Source organism: Kitasatospora sp. NBC_01246, from assembly GCF_036226505.1.
Lineage (GTDB): Bacteria > Actinomycetota > Actinomycetes > Streptomycetales > Streptomycetaceae > Kitasatospora.
This window is the reverse complement of sequence record NZ_CP108484.1, coordinates 2,173,937-2,190,448: the sequence shown is the minus strand read 5'-3', so window position 1 is coordinate 2,190,448 and position 16,512 is coordinate 2,173,937. Positions and strand designations below refer to the sequence as shown.

The following is a 16,512-nucleotide window of genomic DNA, read 5'->3' as shown; positions in this document are numbered from 1 at the left end:
GTGGGCGCTATTCCTTGGTTAGGAAAGTTTCCTAACTCCCGGTCGACGGCATCCCCCCGCCGTCCCCCCACGGAACACGGAGCGTCAGATGCACCGTCCCCAGCACCGCACCGTCCGGATAGCCCTCGCCGCCCTGCTGATGGCCGCGCCCGCCACGGTCGCGGCCGCCGGCGCAGCCCACGCGGCGCCGACCGCGGCCGTCGTCCAGGCCAAGGCCGTCGGCCTGGACGACCCGCACAAGAAGGACATCGCGATGCAGCTGGTGTCCAGCGCCGAGAACTCCTCGCTGGACTGGAAGTCGCAGTACAAGTACATCGAGGACATCGGTGACGGCCGCGGCTACACCGCCGGCATCATCGGCTTCTGCTCGGGCACCGGCGACATGCTCGACCTGGTCGAGCACTACACCGACCTCAAGCCGGGCAACGTCCTCACCAAGTACCTGCCGGCGCTGCGCAAGGTGAACGGCACCGAGTCGCACGCGGGCCTGGGCAGCGCCTTCGAGAAGGACTGGGCCACCGCGGCCAAGGACGGCGTCTTCCAGCAGGCGCAGAACGACGAGCGCGACCGCGTCTACTTCAACCCCGCCGTCAGCCAGGCCAAGTCCGACGGCCTGCGCGCGCTCGGCCAGTTCGCCTACTACGACGCCATCGTCATGCACGGCCCGGGCACCAGCTCGACCAGCTTCGGCGGGATCCGCAAGACCGCCATGAAGAAGGCCAAGACCCCGGCCCAGGGCGGCGACGAGGCCACCTACCTCAAGGCCTTCCTGGACGCCCGCCGGGCCGCCATGAAGACCGAGGAGGCGCACTCCGACACCAGCCGCGTCGACACCGAGCAGCTGGTCTTCCTCAACGCCAAGAACTTCGACCTCAACCCCCCGCTCAAGTGGAAGGTCTACGGCGACAGCTACAGCATCAACAGCTGACCCGTGCCGACCGCGGAGGCCGTTCGCCCGGCCTCCGCGGTCGCCCCGTTTATCGGGTGACACCCCGCCACGATCGCTGATACGTTCGACGACGTGGCAAAGCTGAACCAGATCATCGCCGTCGAAAAGGGCGTCAAGTCCAAGTCCTTCCAGGAGCTGACGCAGTCCCACCAGGACTTGCAGAAGCCCGCGCTGCTGGCCGGCATCTCCCGGACGTACCAGCCCAAGGACGAGGAGGGCGAGCAGCTCCCCCCGGAGTCCACCCGCGTCCAGGTGAAGGCCGAGGACGTCCTGCGGACCACGTCCGCGACGCTGTCCCGGCTGTTCGACGTCACCGCGACGAAGGACTGGGCCAACACCGAGGCCCGCGCCGACGTCGTGGTCGACGGCCGGACGCTGGTGGCCCAGGTGCCGGTCACCTACCTGCTCTTCCTGGAGAAGCAGCTCACCGACCTGCGCACCTTCGTGCGGAAGCTGCCGGTGCTGGACGCCGCCGAGGCCTGGAACCACGACGCCTCGACGGACTCCTGGAAGACCGAGGCGGTGCGCACGATCCGCACCAAGAAGGTGCCGCGCAACCACGTGAAGGCGGAGGCCACGGAGAAGCACCCGGCGCAGGTCGAGGTGTACTACGAGGACATCGCCGTCGGCTACTGGACGACGGTCAAGTTCTCCGGGGCCCTTCCGGCCCGGCGGGTGAACGAGCTCCTGGAGCGGGTCGAGAAGCTCCAGCAGGCCGTCCAGTTCGCCCGCGAGGAGGCCAACGGCTCGGAGGTCACCGACCGCCGGGTCGGTGAGGCGGTGTTCGGCTACCTGTTCGGGTAGCCCCCAGATCGCCCCCGTATGAGAGCGGGGGTGGCGCGAAGAGCGCAAGCTGATACTGAGGTTGAAGCTGATATCAGGGGAGAATGTGGAGGTTCGAGTCCTCCCTCCGGCATTTCGCGCCGGAGTGGCCCAACATGGCAGAGGCGCCCCTGTAAGACTCAGACTCTCGCTCCAGGCTCAGCATTCGCCGCCGAGCGCCGGATCGACCGGGTGTGTGCTGTAAGCGTCGGATGCGGGTTCGACTCCCGTCTGCGCCTCTATCGTGGCGCGGTAGCTTCAATGGCAAAGCGCGATGCTGTGAGAATGACCCACACCCTTAAACGTGCCGGTGCAAGCAATTGGGTGGCACCTCAGGGGCCCGGGTAGCTGGATACCGCTCCCGGGCCCCGTCACCGTTCCCGGGTTCAGACGCTCGCGGTGTAGTCGTAGAAACCGCGGCCGGACTTGCGGCCCAGCAGGCCCGCGTCGACCATCCGGGAGAGCAGCGGGGGAGCGGCGAACAGCGGCTCCTTGTACTCGTCGTACATCGACTCGGCGATCGACACGATGGTGTCCAGACCGATCAGGTCGCACAGCCGCAGCGGGCCCATCGGGTGGGCGCAGCCGGCCTCCATGCCCTTGTCGATGTCGGAGGCGGTCGCCACGCCCGACTCGAACATCCGCACCGCCGACAGCAGGTACGGCACCAGGAGCGCGTTCACCACGAAGCCGGCCCGGTCGCGGGCGCGGATCGGCTCCTTGCCCAGCACCTCGGAGGCGAAGGTCTCGACCCGCTCGGTGGTGGTCGCCGAGGTGGTCAGCGTCGGGATCACCTCGACCAGCTTCTGCACCGGCGCCGGGTTGAAGAAGTGCAGGCCGATCACCTGCTCCGGGCGCGAGGTGGCGGCGGCCAGCTTCACGATCGGGATCGACGAGGTGTTGGAGGCCAGGATGGCGTCCCGGCGCTCGACCACCTGGTCCAGCGTCTGGAAGATCTGGACCTTGATGTCCTCGCGCTCGGCGACCGCCTCGACCACCAGGTCGCGGTCGGCGAAGTCGGCCAGGTCGGTGGTGAAGGACAGCCGGGCCATCGCCCCGTCGCGGTCCTCGGGGCTCAGCTTGCCCCGCTTGACCGCCGTCTCCAGGGAGTTGGTCAGCCGGGTGCGACCGAACTCCAGGGCCTCCCCGCTCGCCTCCGACACCAGGACGTCCAGCCCCGCCCGGGCGAACACCTCCGCGATGCCCGACCCCATCAGACCGCAGCCGATCACTCCGACGCGCGCGATGTCACTCACTCAGTTGCCCTTCGGTGGTGCCGGGGGTCTCCCAGCGACAGGTGTCCCAGCAAGCTGCTGTTCAGCGGGCGGGCGCACCGATAGGTGTGCACCGGTGCACCGCCCCGACGACGTTACTACTCCGTACCCGTCGGTAGGTCATCCCCTCCCAGGCTGAACCGGGTCCGCGGGCGCTGCTCCGAAGGGGTGGGCCCGGGTCGCGGGACCCGTGCGCCCGGGTTGCCGGCGCACCCGCCGCCCGGAGGGCTCAGGCGCAGAGCCGGCTGGCGGTGACCGGCGCGAGCCCCGCCCTGGTGAGTCCGTCCAGGATGCCCGGCAGCGCGTCCACCGTGCACTGGTGGCCCATGTGCAGGGCGACCACCGAGCCGCCCTTCACCGAGGCGAGCACCCGGCGCTGGAGTTCCGCGGCGCTCGGATCGCTGTAGTCGCGCGGGTCGACGTCGAAGGAGAGCACGTGCTCGTACCCGACCGCCCGGGCCTGCTCGCGCACCATCGGCGTGGCGTACTGGGCGGCGGAGGGCCGGAACCAGCGGCCGATCGAGCCGGTGAGCCGTTGCAGCCGCTCCGCGCACTGGGCGATCTCGGCGCGCGCCTGGTCGGGGCCCATCGCGGAGATGTTCTGGTGGTTCTGGGTGTGGTTGCCCAGCTCGTGCCCGCCGTCCAGGATCCGGTGGGCCATCTGCGGCTGCTGGTCCAGCCAGCTGCCGACGGCCATCACGGTGAGCGCGGCGCCGCGCTGTTCGGCGATCTCCAGCAGGGCGGTGGCGATCCTCGGGTCGCCGCTGCCGTGGAAGGTCAGGGCGACGTTGCGGCCGGTCCGCGGTCCGTACGCGACCTCGACGGGGGTGCCCGGGGCGAGCGGCGTGAGGGTGGGCGGGACCGGCGGCGCCACGGTGGTGGCGGCCGCGGTGGGGGAGGCCGCCCCCTGCGGTCCGGCCGGGGCGGCGGGGTCCGGGGAGGGGGAGGCGGCGCCCTCGCCGGCCGCCCAGGCCGGGTCGACCGCCGCCGGGTCGCCGCCGGCCGGGTCCACGGTGCCGGGGTGGACGGCGAGCGCCCCCGGGTCGGCCCGGCGCGGGGAGGTCCCGGCGCAGGCCGCGAGCGGGCCGCCGAGGGCGGTCAGGGCGGCGAACCTGGCGGTGGCGCGCAGGACGGTGCGGCGGTCGGCGGTCATCCGGTCGGCAGTCATCGGCAGCCAGCATAGAGACGGTGAAACCCCGGGGCGATTCGAGCGCGCCGACCCGACCCGCCGGGAGGACGTGCCCGCACCACGGCCGGGGAGCTGCGGAATCCTGAACTCCCGCTGTCTCCACGGCGTGTCGTCGGATACGATCACCGCGCGCCGCGTGGTGGGCCCGGCAGGCCGGGCCGCCCGCGCAGCGCGGCGCTCCGGCGCCGTGACGGGCAGGCATTCCGGCAGTGGGCTTGAGGGGGCGGAAAGCAGGATGCACGAGGACACCGCGACGACCGACGTCGGTACGGACTGGGACTGGGTGAAGGCCGAGGACTGGCAGCCGCCGACCGAGCTGGACACCGGCGTTCCGCACACCGCCCGGATGTACGACTACTACCTCGGCGGCAAGGACAACTTCGAGGCGGACCGCAAGGCCGCCGAGGCCGCGATAGCGGCCTACCCCGCGCTGCCGCTGCTGGCCCGCACCAACCGCGAATTCCTCGGCCGCGCCGTCGAGTTCGTGGCCGGCCAGGGCATCCGCCAGTTCGTCGACATCGGTACCGGCATCCCCGCCGTCGGCTCCACCAGCGAGGTGGCCCGCCGGGCCGCCCCGGACGCCCGCGTGGTGTACGTCGACAACGACCCGATCGTGGCCACCCACGCCCGCGCCCTGCTGGCGAGCCACAAGGCCGGCCACACCTCCGTCATCGAGGCCGACCTCCGCGAGCCGGCGACCATCCTCGACCACCCCGGCCTGCGCGCCGCCGTCGACCTGGACCGGCCGGTGGCCCTGATGCTGGTCGCGGTGCTGCACTTCATCCGCGACGAGGACGGCGCCCAGGAGATCGTCCGCACCCTGCGCGACGCGCTCGCGCCCGGCAGCGCGCTGATCCTCTCGCACGGCAGCCCGGACTTCGCCTCCCGGGAGAGCGCGGCCGAGGGCACCCGGATCTACCGGAGCGCCAGCGCGCCGCTGGTGCTGCGTCCGCGCGCCGCCGTCGAGCCCTTCTTCGGCGACTTCGGGTTCGCCGGGCCCGGTCTGGTCCAGCTCCCGCTCTGGCGCGCCGGGGCCGGCCACGTCCCGACCGACGAGCTGCCCGCGGGCTGGCAGGACGTCTCCGCCTACGCGGGTGTCGCCTTCAAGGCCTGAACCACCCGTCGGGGCCCGCGCCGTGCGGCCCCGACCACCGTGCGGGCGCCCGGCCCCGGTGCCCGGGCCGGGCACCGGCCCCGGCCCGTTCCGGGCCGCGGGCGGGAGCATCGGGTGGCGCACAGGGGGACGCTTCGGTGGAAAATGCCGCGACCGCCCGGCGCGCTCGGTGTTACGTTGCGAATCATGAACCCCCTGAGCGAGAACGAGATCCGCGGCTCCTTCGTCAACTGTTCCAAGGGCGAGGCCCGTCGGCTCAACCTGCCCCGGGGTCTGGCTGAACTCCCGTGGGAGCACCTGGACTTCCTCGGCTGGCGGGACCAGGGCGCACCCGACCGCGGCTACCTGGTCGCCGAGCACGGCGGCGAGCTGGTCGGCGTCACACTGCGGGTGCCGTCCGTGCGCCGCAGCCTGACCAAGACGAACGTCTGCTCGCTGTGCCTCTCCGCCCACGCGGGCTCGGGCGTGGCGCTGCTGGCCGCCCGCCGGGCCGGCGTCTCCGGCCGCGAGGGCAACACCGTCGGCACCTACATCTGCGCCGACCTGGCCTGTTCGCTCTACCTGCGCGGGCTGAAGAAGTCCGCCCTGGTCAGCCGACCCGAGGAGTCGCTGTCGCAGGAGGAGCTGGTGGCCCGCACGGTGGCGAACCTGGACGCCTTCCTGGCGAAGGTCCTCACCGACACCCCGGCCTGAGACCGCCGGGCCCGGGGCGGTCCGCCGGCCGTGCCGTCCGCTAGCCGTGCCGCAGCTGGTCGAGCTCGCGGCGGTCCCGCTTGGTGGGCCGGCCGGCGCCCCGGTCGCGCTCGCCGGCCGCCGCCAGCAGTTCGCGCGGCGGCCTCGGCGGGCTGTTGTCCACCAGGCACTCGGCCGCGACGACCGCCCCGACCCGCTTGCGGACCAGCCGCTTCACCACGACGATCCGCTCGAAGCCCTCCTGGCGCACGCGCACCTCGTCGCCGGCCTTCAGCGCCTGCGCGGGCTTGACCCGCTCGCCGTTCACCCGGACGTGTCCGGCCCGGCAGGCGGCCGCCGCCAGCGCGCGCGTCTTGGTGAGCCGCACCGACCAGATCCAGCTGTCCACCCGGACGCTTCCCTCGTCTTCGACCATCCCCCGAGCCTACCCACGGCCGGCCCGGCGCCGCGCCGGGGTCTGCGCGGGCTCCGGGCCGGCGAGGGCGCCGGGGTCAGCCGGGCGGCGACTCCTGGACCGCCCAGCCGTTGCCGTCCGGGTCGTTGAAGAAGACGAACGAGTTCCACGCCCCGCCGCGGCCGTCCACCCGGGCGCCGTCCTCGAAGTGCTGGACCGGGCTCACCTCCACGCCCCGCGCCACCAGCTCGCCGTGCGCCTTGACGATGTCCGGCACCACCAGCTGCAGGCCCTTCACCGAGCCCGGCGGCGCGTCCGTGACCCCGGTGCCCACCACGATCGAACAGCCGGAGCCCGGCGGCGTCAGCTGCACCACCCGGACCCCGTCCCGGATCCGGGTGTCGTGGTCGACGGTGAAACCGGCCTGTTCCTCGTAGAAGATCTTGGCCCGTGCCACGTCCGACACCGGGACCACCACCACTTCGAGCTTCCAGTCCATGGCCCAATCCCCTTCCGGTCAGGACCTTCCGGTCGGGCCCCTCCAGTATCGGCCGACCGGACGGTCGGCGCCCGGTGGTCGGCTAGCCTGAGATCACGATGAACCGCCTCAGCACGCCCACCGCCGCGACCCCCTTCACCACCCCGTGGGGCACCTTCGACCTCACCCGCTTCCCGGAGGACCCGCGCGAGCGGCTGCGCGCCTGGGACGCCGCCGACGAGTACCTGCTGCGCCATCTCGCCGGGGAGGCGGACAGCGCCCAGGGGGCGGTCACCGAGCTCACCGGCCGCACCGTCGTCGTCCTCGGCGACCGCTGGGGCGCGCTGACCACGGCCCTGACCACCGCGCTGTCCTCGGCGCCGACCGCCGGGACGGCCTCGGCGCCGGCCCCCGTGCCGGCCCCCGCCCCGAGTACCGCCCCGGTCCAGATCAGCGACTCCCACCTCGGCCGGCAGGCCACCCTGGCCAACCTCGCCCGGGCCGGCGCCGCCCCCGACGCGGCCCGGCTGCTCACCACCCGCGACACCCCGCCCGGGCGGGTCGACGTCCTACTGGTCCGCGTCCCCAAGAGCCTCGCGCTGCTGGAGGACCAGCTGCACCGCCTCGCGCCCGCCGTGCACCCCGGCACGGTGGTGATCGGCACCGGCATGGTCACCGAGATCCACACCTCCACCCTCCAGCTCTTCGAGCGGATCCTCGGCCCGACCCGCACCTCGCTCGCGGCCCGCAAGGCCCGGCTGATCTTCTGCACCCCCGACCCGGCGCTCGACCCCGGCCCCAACCCCTGGCCGCACCGCTACGCGCTGCCCGGCGACATCGGCCCGGCCTCCGGGCGCACGGTGGTCAACCACGCCGGTACCTTCTGCGCCGAGCGGCTCGACATCGGCACCCGCTTCCTGCTCGGTCACCTGCCGGTGGCCGCCCCCGGGGCCCGGGTCGTCGACCTCGGCTGCGGCAACGGCGTGGTCGGCACCGCGGCGGCGCTCGCCAGTCCCGGCGCCGAGCTGGTCTTCGTCGACGAGTCCCACCAGGCCGTCGCCTCGGCCGAGGCGACCTTCCGGGAGAACCTCGGCCCGCGGGCGCCCGCCGAGTTCCTCACCGCCGACGCCCTCGGCACGGACGCCGTCCCGGCCGGCTCGGTCGACCTGGTGCTGAACAACCCGCCGTTCCACTCCCACCAGGCCACCACCGACGCCACCGCCTGGCGGATGTTCACCGGTGCCCGCCGGGCGCTGCGCCCGGGTGGCGAACTCTGGGTGGTCGGCAACCGTCATCTCGGCTACCACGTCAAGCTGCGCCGCCTCTTCGGGAACTGCGAAGTCGTCGCGGGCAACCCGAAGTTCGTGGTGCTGCGGGCCGTCCGCCGGTGACCCGGGCGGGGGCCGGGCCGACGGCGGCGGGAGCGCGCCGCCCGACGATCAACTAAGGGTAACCTAAGCTCATGGCGCCGACGGGTGGCGAGCCGCCCGCGATGGACGGCGCACCCCGCCGCCCGGGTGTGGAGCTGGCCGCCTGCCGGTCCGCCGCGCACTCCCTTGCATGAATGTTCCGTGATGCGTATATTCATGCTCCGACCAAGGAGGGAACTGCCATGGCATTGCGAGTCGCCGTCGCCGGTGCGAGCGGATACGCGGGCGGTGAGGTGCTGCGCCTGCTGCTCGGCCACCCCGAGGTGGAGATCGGGGCGCTGACCGGCGGCTCGAACGCGGGTACCAGGCTCGGCACCCTGCAGCCGCACCTGATCCCGCTCGCCGACCGGATCCTGGAGCCCACCACCCCCGAGGTGCTGGCCGACCACGACGTGGTGTTCCTGGCACTGCCGCACGGCCAGTCCGCCGCCGTCGCCGAGGCCCTCGGCCAGAACGTCCTGGTCGTCGACTGCGGCGCCGACTTCCGGCTGAAGGCCGCCGCCGACTGGGAACAGTTCTACGGCTCCGCGCACGCCGGCACCTGGCCCTACGGCCTCCCCGAGCTGCCCGGCCACCGCGCCGCGCTCAAGGGCGGCAACCGCATCGCCGTCCCCGGCTGCTACCCGACCGCCGTCTCGCTGGCACTCTTCCCGGCGTACGCGGCCGGGCTCGCCGAGCCCGAGGCCGTGATCGTCGCCGCCTCCGGCACCTCGGGCGCCGGCAAGGCCGCCAAGACCCACCTGCTCGGCAGCGAGGTGATGGGCAACGTCAGCGCCTACGGCGTCGGCGGGCAGCACCGGCACACCCCGGAGATGTCGCAGAACCTCACCCCGGTCGCGGGCGAGCCGGTCACCGTCTCCTTCACGCCCACCCTGGTGCCGATGCCGCGCGGCATCCTCGCCACCTGCTCCGCCAAGGCGAAGCCCGGGGTGACCGGCGAGGCCCTGCGCGCCGCCTACACCGAGGCGTTCGCCGACGAGCCCTTCGTCCACCTGCTGGCCGAGGGCCAGTGGCCGCAGACCAGCAGCGTCTACGGCTCCAACGCCGCCCTGGTCCAGGTCGCCCTGGACGAGAGCGCCGGGCGGATCATCGCGATCAGCGCGATCGACAACCTGGTCAAGGGCACCGCCGGCGGCGCGGTGCAGAGCATGAACATCGCCCTCGGCCTGCCCGAGGAGCTCGGCCTTCCCCTGATCGGAGTCGCACCGTGACCAAGAACGTCAACGTCGGCGTGACCGCCGCCAAGGGCTTCCGGGCCGCCGGCGTCACCGCCGGGATCAAGGACTCCGGCACCCCCGACCTCGCCCTCGTCGTCAACGACGGCCCGTCGCTGGCCGCCGCCGGAGTCTTCACCAGCAACCGGGTCAAGGCCGCGCCCGTGCTCTGGTCGGAGCAGGTCCTCAAGGGCGGTCAGGTCTCCGCCGTCGTCCTCAACTCCGGTGGCGCCAACGCCTGCACCGGCCCGCTCGGCTTCCAGGACACCCACGCCACCGCCGAGAGGGCCGCCGAGGAGCTGGGGCTCAACGCCGGCGAGATCGCCGTCGCCTCCACCGGCCTGATCGGCCTGCGCCTGCCGATGGACATCCTGCTGCCCGGTGTCGCCCTCGCCGCCGGGCAGCTCGACGCCGCCGGTGGCGAGGCCGCCGCGATCGCCATCAAGACGACCGACACCGTCCACAAGACCGCCCAGGTGACGAAGGACGGCTGGACGGTCGGCGGCATGGCCAAGGGCGCCGGCATGCTCGCCCCCGGCCTCGCCACCATGCTGGTCGTCCTGACCACCGACGCCGCGCTCGATGCCGCCGCCCTGGACGTCTCGCTGCGCGCCGCCACCCGCACCACCTTCGACCGGATCGACTCCGACGGCTGCATGTCGACCAACGACACGGTGCTGCTGCTCGCCTCCGGCGCCTCCGGCATCACCCCGGAGCAGGCCGGGTTCGACGAGGCCGTCCGCACCGTCTGCGCCGACCTCGCGCGGCAGCTGATCGGTGACGCCGAGGGCGCGAGCAAGGACATCCGGATCGACGTCACCGACGCCGCCACCGAGGCGGAGGCCGTCGGCGTCGCCCGGGTCATCAGCCGCAACAACCTGCTCAAGTGCGCCCTCCACGGCGAGGACCCGAACTGGGGCCGGGTGCTGGCCGCGATCGGCACCACCGACGCCGCCTTCGACCCGGACCGCCTCGACGTCGCCATCAACGGCGTCTGGGTCTGCCGGGACGGCAGCGTCGGGGAGGACCGCGACCTCGTCGACATGACCGGCCGGGAGATCGTCATCACCGCCCGTCTGAACGCCGGCGAGGCCGCCGCGACGGTGTGGACCAACGACCTCACCGCCGACTACGTGCACGAGAACAGCGCCTACTCCACCTGACAGCCGCTGACAGCCGCCACAGCCGCACCTGCCGACCGAGCCGGGGACCACACACGTGCAGATCGCACCCAAGGGCGAACAGGCCCGCAACAACACCGCGTTGCCCAAGGCCATGACGCTGATCGAGGCGCTGCCCTGGCTGGAGCGCTTCCACGGCAAGACCGTCGTCGTGAAGTTCGGCGGCAACGCCATGGTGGACGAGAGCCTCAAGGCGGCGTTCGCCCAGGACGTCGTCTTCCTGCGCTACGCCGGTCTGCACCCCGTCGTGGTCCACGGCGGCGGCCCGCAGATCAGCGCCCAGCTCGACAAGCTCGGCCTGGAGTCCTCGTTCACCAACGGCCTGCGGGTCACCACTCCCGAGACCATGGACGTGGTCCGGATGGTGCTGGCCGGCCAGGTCCAGCGCGAACTGGTCGGGCTGCTCAACGGCCACGGCCCGTTCGCGGTCGGCATGACCGGCGAGGACGCCCACACCATGACCGCCGTCAAGCGGTACGCGGTGGTCGACGGCGAGCAGGTCGACATCGGCCTGGTCGGCGACATCGTCAACATCGAGGCCGGCGCGGTGAAGGCGCTGATCGCCGACGGCCGGATCCCGGTGATCTCCTCGATCGCCCGGGGCACCGACGGGCACGTCTACAACATCAACGCCGACACCGCCGCCTCCGCCCTCGCGGTGGCGCTCGGCGCCGAGATGCTCGTCGTCCTCACCGACGTCGAGGGCCTGTACGCCGACTGGCCGCACTCCGACGACGTGATCAGCCAGCTCAGCGCGACCGAGCTGGAGGAGCTGCTGCCCGAGCTGGCCAGCGGCATGCTCCCCAAGATGGAGGGCTGCCTGCGGGCCGTCCGCTCCGGCGTGGGCACCGCCCGCGTCCTGGACGGCCGGGTGCAGCACAGCCTGTTGCTGGAGATCTTCACCGACGAGGGCATCGGCACGATGGTCGTGCCGGACGACGAAGCGACCGTGACCGGGGGACTGGCATGACGACCGACGCACAGCACAGCGGCAGCGCGCAGCCGACCGGCAACGAGCGGCTCACCGACCGCTGGCAGCACGCCTTCACCGACAACTACGGCACCCCGCGGATCCCGCTGGTCCGCGGCGAGGGCGCCAAGCTGTGGGACGCCGACGGCAAGGAGTACACCGACCTGCTCGGCGGCATCGCCGTCAACGCCCTCGGCACCGGCCACCCGGCGGTCGTCGAGGCCGTCACCCGGCAGATCTCGACCCTCGGCCACGTCTCCAACCTCTTCATGGCCGAGCCGACCATCGCGCTGGCCGAGCGGCTGCTGACGCTCTCGGGCCGGGACGGCCGGGTGTTCTTCTGCAACTCCGGCGCCGAGGCCAACGAGGCCGCGTTCAAGATCAGCCGACGGACCGGCCGCACCCATGTGGTCGCCCTCCAGGGCGGCTTCCACGGCCGGACGATGGGCGCCCTCGCGCTCACCGGCCAGCCCGCCAAGCAGGAGCCGTTCCTGCCGCTGCCCGGCGAGGTCACCCACGTCCCCTTCGGTGACGTCGAGGCGCTGCGCGCGGCCGTGACCGTGGAGACCGCGGCCGTCTTCCTGGAGCCGATCCAGGGCGAGAACGGCGCGATCCCGCTGCCCGACGGCTACCTGCGGGCCGCCCGCGAGATCACCCGGGCCACCGGCACCCTGCTCGTCCTGGACGAGATCCAGACCGGCATCGGCCGCACCGGGTACTGGTTCGCCCACCAGGCCGTCGAGGGCGTCGAGCCGGACGTGGTCACCCTCGCCAAGGCACTCGGCGGCGGGCTGCCGATCGGCGCCGTGCTCGCGTTCGGGGAGGCCGCCGAGCTGCTCACCCCGGGCCAGCACGGCACCACCTTCGGCGGCAATCCGGTGGTCGCGGCGGCGGCTCTCGCGGTGCTCGACACCATCGAGTCCGAGGGCCTGCTGGAGCACGTCCGCAAGATCGGTGAGCGGCTGCGGCACGGGGTCGAGGCGATCGGCGACCCGCTGGTCTCGCACGTGCGCGGGGCCGGCCTGCTGCTCGGCATCGTGCTGACCGCGCCGGTGGCCGCGAAGGTCCAGGCCGCCGCCCAGGAGGCCGGCTTCCTGGTCAACGCCGCCGTCCCGGACGCCGTCCGGCTCGCGCCCCCGCTGGTGCTCACCGAGCAGGACGCGGACGCCTTCCTGGCCGCGCTGCCGGAGATCCTCCGGACGGTGCGGGAGAACGCCCCGGCCGATGCGAGCCGAGCGTAGTCCGGGAGAATAATCACATGACCGTTCCCCACGCCGACCAGCCCGCCGCCGGTCCGACGCCGCAGGTCCCGCAGACCCGCACCGCGCGCCACCGGCGAATCGTGGACCTGCTCACCCGCCAGCCCGTGCGCTCGCAGAGCCAGCTCGCCAAGCTGCTCGCCGACGACGGACTGGTGGTCACCCAGGCCACCCTCTCCCGGGACCTGGACGAGCTGGGAGCGGTGAAGATCCGCAACCGGGACGGCGCGCTCATCTACGCCGTCCCGGCCGAGGGCGGCGACCGCACGCCGCGCGCACCGATGGGGGAGTCGGCCAGCGAGGGCCGGATGGCCCGGCTGGCCGGCGAGCTCATGGTCTCCGCCACCGCCTCCGGCAACCTCGTCGTCCTGCGGACCCCGCCGGGCGCGGCCCAGTTCCTGGCCTCCTCGATCGACCAGGCCGAGGTCTTCGAGATCATCGGCACCATCGCCGGGGACGACACCGTCCTGCTGATCAGCCGCGATCCCTCCGGCGGCCAGGCCCTCGCCGACCACCTGATGCAGCTCGCCCAGGCCAAGGCCCAGTAGCCCTCGGCCGGGCCCGGCCGACCCGGGCCCGCTCCGTTCCGCCCGCCCGACGCACCGCCCCGTGACCCCGGTTCGCCCGTTCCTCGGCAGGGGTTTTGAAATCCATACGGTGTAGTGCATACTTATGCCTATCGCCGTAAGCCTGTTCGCACTGTTGTGAAGGAGAAAGCCGTGACCGAGCGCGTCGTACTCGCCTACTCGGGCGGTCTGGACACGTCCGTCTGCATCGGCTGGATCGCCGAGGAGACGGGCGCCGAGGTCATCGCCGTCGCCGTCGACGTCGGCCAGGGCGGCGAGGACCTGGAGGTCATCCGCCAGCGGGCGCTGGACTGCGGCGCCGTCGAGGCCGAGGTCGCGGACGCCCGCGACGAGTTCGCCGACGAGTACTGCCTCCCGGCCATCAAGGCCAACGCCCTGTACCAGGGCCAGTACCCGCTGGTGTCGGCCCTCTCCCGGCCGGCCATCGTCAAGCACCTGGTCGCCGCCGCGCAGAAGCACGGCGCCACCACCGTCGCCCACGGCTGCACCGGCAAGGGCAACGACCAGGTCCGCTTCGAGGTCGGCATCCAGTCGCTGGCCCCCCAGCTGAAGTGCATCGCCCCGGTCCGCGACTACGCGATGACCCGGGACAAGGCGATCGCCTTCGCCGAGGCCAAGGGCCTGCCGATCGCCACCACCAAGAAGTCCCCGTACTCGATCGACCAGAACGTCTTCGGTCGCGCCGTCGAGACCGGCTTCCTGGAGGACATCTGGAACGCCCCGATCGAGGACGTCTACGAGTACACCCAGAACCCGGCCACCCCGCGCGAGGCCGACCAGGTGGTCATCACCTTCGACGCCGGCGTCCCGGTCGCCATCGACGGCCGCAAGGTGACCGTCCTGCAGGCCATCGAGGAGCTCAACAAGCGGGCCGGGGCCCAGGGCATCGGCCGGCTCGACATGGTCGAGGACCGACTGGTCGGCATCAAGTCCCGGGAGATCTACGAGGCCCCCGGCGCGATCGCCCTGATCACCGCCCACCAGGCCCTGGAGAACGTCACCGTCGAGCGCGAACTCGCCCGCTACAAGCGGCAGGTGGAGCAGCGCTGGGCCGAGCTGGTCTACGACGGCCTCTGGTTCTCCCCGCTGAAGCGGGCGCTGGACGGCTTCGTCAACGAGGCCAACCAGCACGTCACCGGAGAGATCCGGATGGTGCTGCACGCCGGCCGGGCCGTCGTCGACGGCCGCAAGTCCGACCAGTCGCTGTACGACTTCAACCTCGCCACCTACGACACCGGCGACACCTTCGACCAGTCGATGTCCAAGGGCTTCATCGAGATCTTCGGGATGTCCTCGAAGATCGCCGCCCGCCGCGACCTCGGCTGAGCCGACCGCCCGGTCGTCCGACCACCTGCCGGGCCCCGGCCGCGCCCCCTCGCGGCCGGGGCCGCCCCCGACCCGCCACCTTGTAAGGAGCCCAGCGATGCCTGCCGACCAGACCGCCGCCAGTAACTCTCCTGAGCTGCGCCTCTGGGGCGCGCGCTTCGCCGACGGCCCGTCCGAGGCGCTCGCCAGGCTCTCCGCCTCGGTGCACTTCGACTGGCGCCTCGCGCCGTACGACATCGCCGGCTCGAAGGCCCACGCCCGCGTCCTGCACAAGGCCGGGCTGCTCAGCGCCGAGGAACTCGACGGCATGCTCGCCGGGCTGGACCAGCTGCTCGCCGACGTCGAGGCCGGCACCTTCACCGGCACCGTCGCCGACGAGGACGTCCACACCGCGCTGGAGCGCGGCCTGCTGGAGCGGCTCGGCGCCGACCTGGGCGGCAAGCTGCGGGCCGGCCGCTCGCGCAACGACCAGATCGCCACGCTGTTCCGGATGTACCTGCGCGACCACGCCCGGATCATCGGCGGGTTGATCCTGGACCTCCAGCACGCCCTGGTCGGCCTGGCCGAGGAGCACCCGCACACCGCCATGCCGGGGCGCACCCACCTCCAGCACGCGCAGCCGGTGCTCTTCGCCCACCACGTCCTCGCGCACGTGCACGCCCTCGGCCGGGACGCCGAGCGGCTGCGCCAGTGGGACGTGCGCACCGCCGTCTCCCCGTACGGCTCCGGTGCGCTGGCCGGTTCCTCGCTCGGCCTCGACCCGCAGGCGGTCGCCGCCGACCTCGGCTTCGAGCGGGGCTCGGTCGGCAACTCCATCGACGGGACGGCCTCGCGCGACTTCGTCGCCGAGTTCGCCTTCGTCACCGCGATGATCGGGATCAACCTCTCCCGGATCGCGGAGGAGGTGATCATCTGGAACACCAAGGAGTTCGGCTTCATCACCCTGCACGACGCCTTCTCCACCGGCTCCTCGATCATGCCGCAGAAGAAGAACCCGGACATCGCCGAGCTGGCCCGCGGCAAGTCCGGCCGGCTGATCGGAAACCTGACCGGCCTGCTGGCGACGCTGAAGGCGCTGCCGCTCGCCTACAACCGGGACCTCCAGGAGGACAAGGAGCCGGTCTTCGACTCCTGCGACACGCTGGAGGTGCTGCTGCCGGCCTTCACCGGCATGATGGCCACCCTCACCGTGCACCGGGACCGGCTGGAGGAGCTCGCCCCGGCGGGCTTCTCGCTCGCCACCGACATCGCCGAGTGGCTGGTCAAGCAGGGCGTGCCGTTCCGGGTCGCGCACGAGGTCGCAGGTGCCTGCGTCAAGGTCTGCGAGCAGCAGGGCATCGAGCTCTCCGACCTGACGGACGAGCAGTTCGCGCGGATCTCCGAGCACCTGACGCCCGACGTCCGCTCGGTGCTCAGCGTCCACGGCGCGATCGCCTCGCGCAACGGCCGCGGCGGCACGGCCCCCTCGGCGGTGGCCGTCCAGCTCGCCGAGGTGAAGGACGACCTGGCGCTCCAGGAGGAGTGGGTCCAGGGCTGACACCCCCGAAGCGGTACCCCTCGAAGGGGCGTGGCGGATCGAGCGCCGCGCCCCCTTCGGGTGCTCACGCCCGGTCGGCCGTAACCGGCCCGGCC

The 16,512-nt window shown here is 72.6% G+C and carries 16 protein-coding genes; 12 read left to right on the top strand and 4 right to left on the bottom strand.

Features of this window, described 5'->3' with window-relative positions; translation table 11 throughout:
- Positions 1 to 88: 88 nt before the first annotated feature.
- The gene (locus OG618_RS09475; RefSeq protein ID WP_442906775.1) at positions 89 to 928 is read left to right on the top strand and encodes a chitosanase; all 840 of its coding nucleotides are present in this window, start codon (positions 89 to 91) and stop codon (positions 926 to 928) included.
- Positions 929 to 1,021: 93 nt separating this feature from the next.
- On the top strand, positions 1,022 to 1,753 hold the full coding sequence (locus OG618_RS09470) for a DUF7873 family protein (RefSeq protein WP_329486871.1): 732 nt from the start codon (positions 1,022 to 1,024) through the stop codon (positions 1,751 to 1,753).
- Between the two features lie 404 nt (positions 1,754 to 2,157).
- Here OG618_RS09470 and OG618_RS09465 read toward each other — a convergent pair whose 3' ends face one another.
- Positions 2,158 to 3,027 carry a 3-hydroxybutyryl-CoA dehydrogenase gene (locus OG618_RS09465; RefSeq protein ID WP_329486870.1) on the bottom strand — a complete coding sequence of 290 codons (870 nt, stop codon included), beginning with the start codon at positions 3,025 to 3,027 and terminating at the stop codon, positions 2,158 to 2,160.
- A gap of 247 nt (positions 3,028 to 3,274) precedes the next feature.
- A complete protein-coding gene (locus OG618_RS09460; RefSeq protein ID WP_329486869.1) occupies positions 3,275 to 4,213 on the bottom strand; it encodes a polysaccharide deacetylase family protein in 939 nt (312 codons plus the stop codon).
- A 256-nt stretch (positions 4,214 to 4,469) separates the two neighbouring features.
- On the opposite strand from OG618_RS09460, the gene OG618_RS09455 reads away from it, so the two are divergent.
- Both OG618_RS09455 and OG618_RS09450 read left to right on the top strand, forming a co-directional pair.
- On the top strand, positions 4,470 to 5,348 hold the full coding sequence (locus tag OG618_RS09455) for an SAM-dependent methyltransferase (RefSeq protein ID WP_329486868.1): 879 nt from the start codon (positions 4,470 to 4,472) through the stop codon (positions 5,346 to 5,348).
- 186 nt (positions 5,349 to 5,534) lie between these two features.
- Positions 5,535 to 6,041 (top strand): FBP domain-containing protein, encoded by a 507-nt coding sequence (locus OG618_RS09450; RefSeq protein ID WP_329486867.1) that lies wholly within the window; start codon positions 5,535 to 5,537, stop codon positions 6,039 to 6,041.
- Between the two features lie 40 nt (positions 6,042 to 6,081).
- On the opposite strand, the gene OG618_RS09445 is transcribed toward OG618_RS09450, so the two are convergent.
- Together OG618_RS09445 and OG618_RS09440 are read right to left on the bottom strand one after the other, a co-directional pair.
- Complete coding sequence (locus tag OG618_RS09445; RefSeq protein ID WP_329486866.1) at positions 6,082 to 6,456, bottom strand: RNA-binding S4 domain-containing protein; 375 nt, start codon at positions 6,454 to 6,456, stop codon at positions 6,082 to 6,084.
- A gap of 76 nt (positions 6,457 to 6,532) precedes the next feature.
- Positions 6,533 to 6,934 carry a VOC family protein gene (locus OG618_RS09440; protein WP_329486865.1) on the bottom strand — a complete coding sequence of 134 codons (402 nt, stop codon included), beginning with the start codon at positions 6,932 to 6,934 and terminating at the stop codon, positions 6,533 to 6,535.
- Between the two features lie 98 nt (positions 6,935 to 7,032).
- Here OG618_RS09440 and OG618_RS09435 point away from each other — a divergent pair, with 98 nt between their 5' ends.
- From OG618_RS09435 to argH, 8 genes are all read left to right on the top strand, one after another.
- Complete coding sequence (locus tag OG618_RS09435) at positions 7,033 to 8,304, top strand: class I SAM-dependent methyltransferase (protein WP_329486864.1); 1,272 nt, start codon at positions 7,033 to 7,035, stop codon at positions 8,302 to 8,304.
- A gap of 221 nt (positions 8,305 to 8,525) precedes the next feature.
- Positions 8,526 to 9,554, top strand: coding sequence for an N-acetyl-gamma-glutamyl-phosphate reductase (gene argC / locus OG618_RS09430; RefSeq protein WP_329486863.1), 1,029 nt, complete (start codon positions 8,526 to 8,528; stop codon positions 9,552 to 9,554).
- The gene (gene argJ / locus OG618_RS09425) at positions 9,551 to 10,720 is read left to right on the top strand and encodes a bifunctional glutamate N-acetyltransferase/amino-acid acetyltransferase ArgJ (protein ID WP_329486862.1); all 1,170 of its coding nucleotides are present in this window, start codon (positions 9,551 to 9,553) and stop codon (positions 10,718 to 10,720) included. Before argC ends, argJ begins: the two co-directional genes overlap by 4 nt.
- A 112-nt stretch (positions 10,721 to 10,832) precedes the next feature.
- The gene (argB, locus tag OG618_RS09420; protein ID WP_329492049.1) at positions 10,833 to 11,708 is read left to right on the top strand and encodes an acetylglutamate kinase; all 876 of its coding nucleotides are present in this window, start codon (positions 10,833 to 10,835) and stop codon (positions 11,706 to 11,708) included.
- Complete coding sequence (locus tag OG618_RS09415) at positions 11,705 to 12,949, top strand: acetylornithine transaminase (RefSeq protein WP_329486861.1); 1,245 nt, start codon at positions 11,705 to 11,707, stop codon at positions 12,947 to 12,949. The genes argB and OG618_RS09415 overlap by 4 nt, the downstream gene beginning before the upstream one ends.
- Before the next feature lie 17 nt (positions 12,950 to 12,966).
- The gene (locus tag OG618_RS09410) at positions 12,967 to 13,515 is read left to right on the top strand and encodes an arginine repressor (RefSeq protein WP_329486860.1); all 549 of its coding nucleotides are present in this window, start codon (positions 12,967 to 12,969) and stop codon (positions 13,513 to 13,515) included.
- Between the two features lie 171 nt (positions 13,516 to 13,686).
- Complete coding sequence (locus tag OG618_RS09405) at positions 13,687 to 14,880, top strand: argininosuccinate synthase (protein WP_329486859.1); 1,194 nt, start codon at positions 13,687 to 13,689, stop codon at positions 14,878 to 14,880.
- A gap of 97 nt (positions 14,881 to 14,977) precedes the next feature.
- Complete coding sequence (argH, locus tag OG618_RS09400) at positions 14,978 to 16,417, top strand: argininosuccinate lyase (protein WP_329486858.1); 1,440 nt, start codon at positions 14,978 to 14,980, stop codon at positions 16,415 to 16,417.
- Positions 16,418 to 16,512: the final 95 nt, after the last annotated feature.

Excerpts from the sequence above, each read along its gene's own strand:
- argC (WP_329486863.1), top strand. The coding sequence starts at position 8,526 with ATGGCATTGCGAGTCGCCGTCGCCGGTGCGAGCGGATACGCGGGCGGT.
- OG618_RS09410 (WP_329486860.1), top strand. The coding sequence starts at position 12,967 with ATGACCGTTCCCCACGCCGACCAGCCCGCCGCCGGTCCGACGCCGCAG.
- OG618_RS09455 (WP_329486868.1), top strand. The coding sequence starts at position 4,470 with ATGCACGAGGACACCGCGACGACCGACGTCGGTACGGACTGGGACTGG.
- OG618_RS09475 (WP_442906775.1), top strand. The coding sequence starts at position 89 with ATGCACCGTCCCCAGCACCGCACCGTCCGGATAGCCCTCGCCGCCCTG.
- OG618_RS09415 (WP_329486861.1), top strand. The coding sequence starts at position 11,705 with ATGACGACCGACGCACAGCACAGCGGCAGCGCGCAGCCGACCGGCAAC.
- argH (WP_329486858.1), top strand. The coding sequence starts at position 14,978 with ATGCCTGCCGACCAGACCGCCGCCAGTAACTCTCCTGAGCTGCGCCTC.
- argB (WP_329492049.1), top strand. The coding sequence starts at position 10,833 with ATGACGCTGATCGAGGCGCTGCCCTGGCTGGAGCGCTTCCACGGCAAG.
- OG618_RS09440 (WP_329486865.1), bottom strand. The coding sequence starts at position 6,934 with ATGGACTGGAAGCTCGAAGTGGTGGTGGTCCCGGTGTCGGACGTGGCA.
- OG618_RS09450 (WP_329486867.1), top strand. The coding sequence starts at position 5,535 with ATGAACCCCCTGAGCGAGAACGAGATCCGCGGCTCCTTCGTCAACTGT.
- OG618_RS09435 (WP_329486864.1), top strand. The coding sequence starts at position 7,033 with ATGAACCGCCTCAGCACGCCCACCGCCGCGACCCCCTTCACCACCCCG.
- OG618_RS09460 (WP_329486869.1), bottom strand. The coding sequence starts at position 4,213 with ATGACTGCCGACCGGATGACCGCCGACCGCCGCACCGTCCTGCGCGCC.
- OG618_RS09445 (WP_329486866.1), bottom strand. The coding sequence starts at position 6,456 with ATGGTCGAAGACGAGGGAAGCGTCCGGGTGGACAGCTGGATCTGGTCG.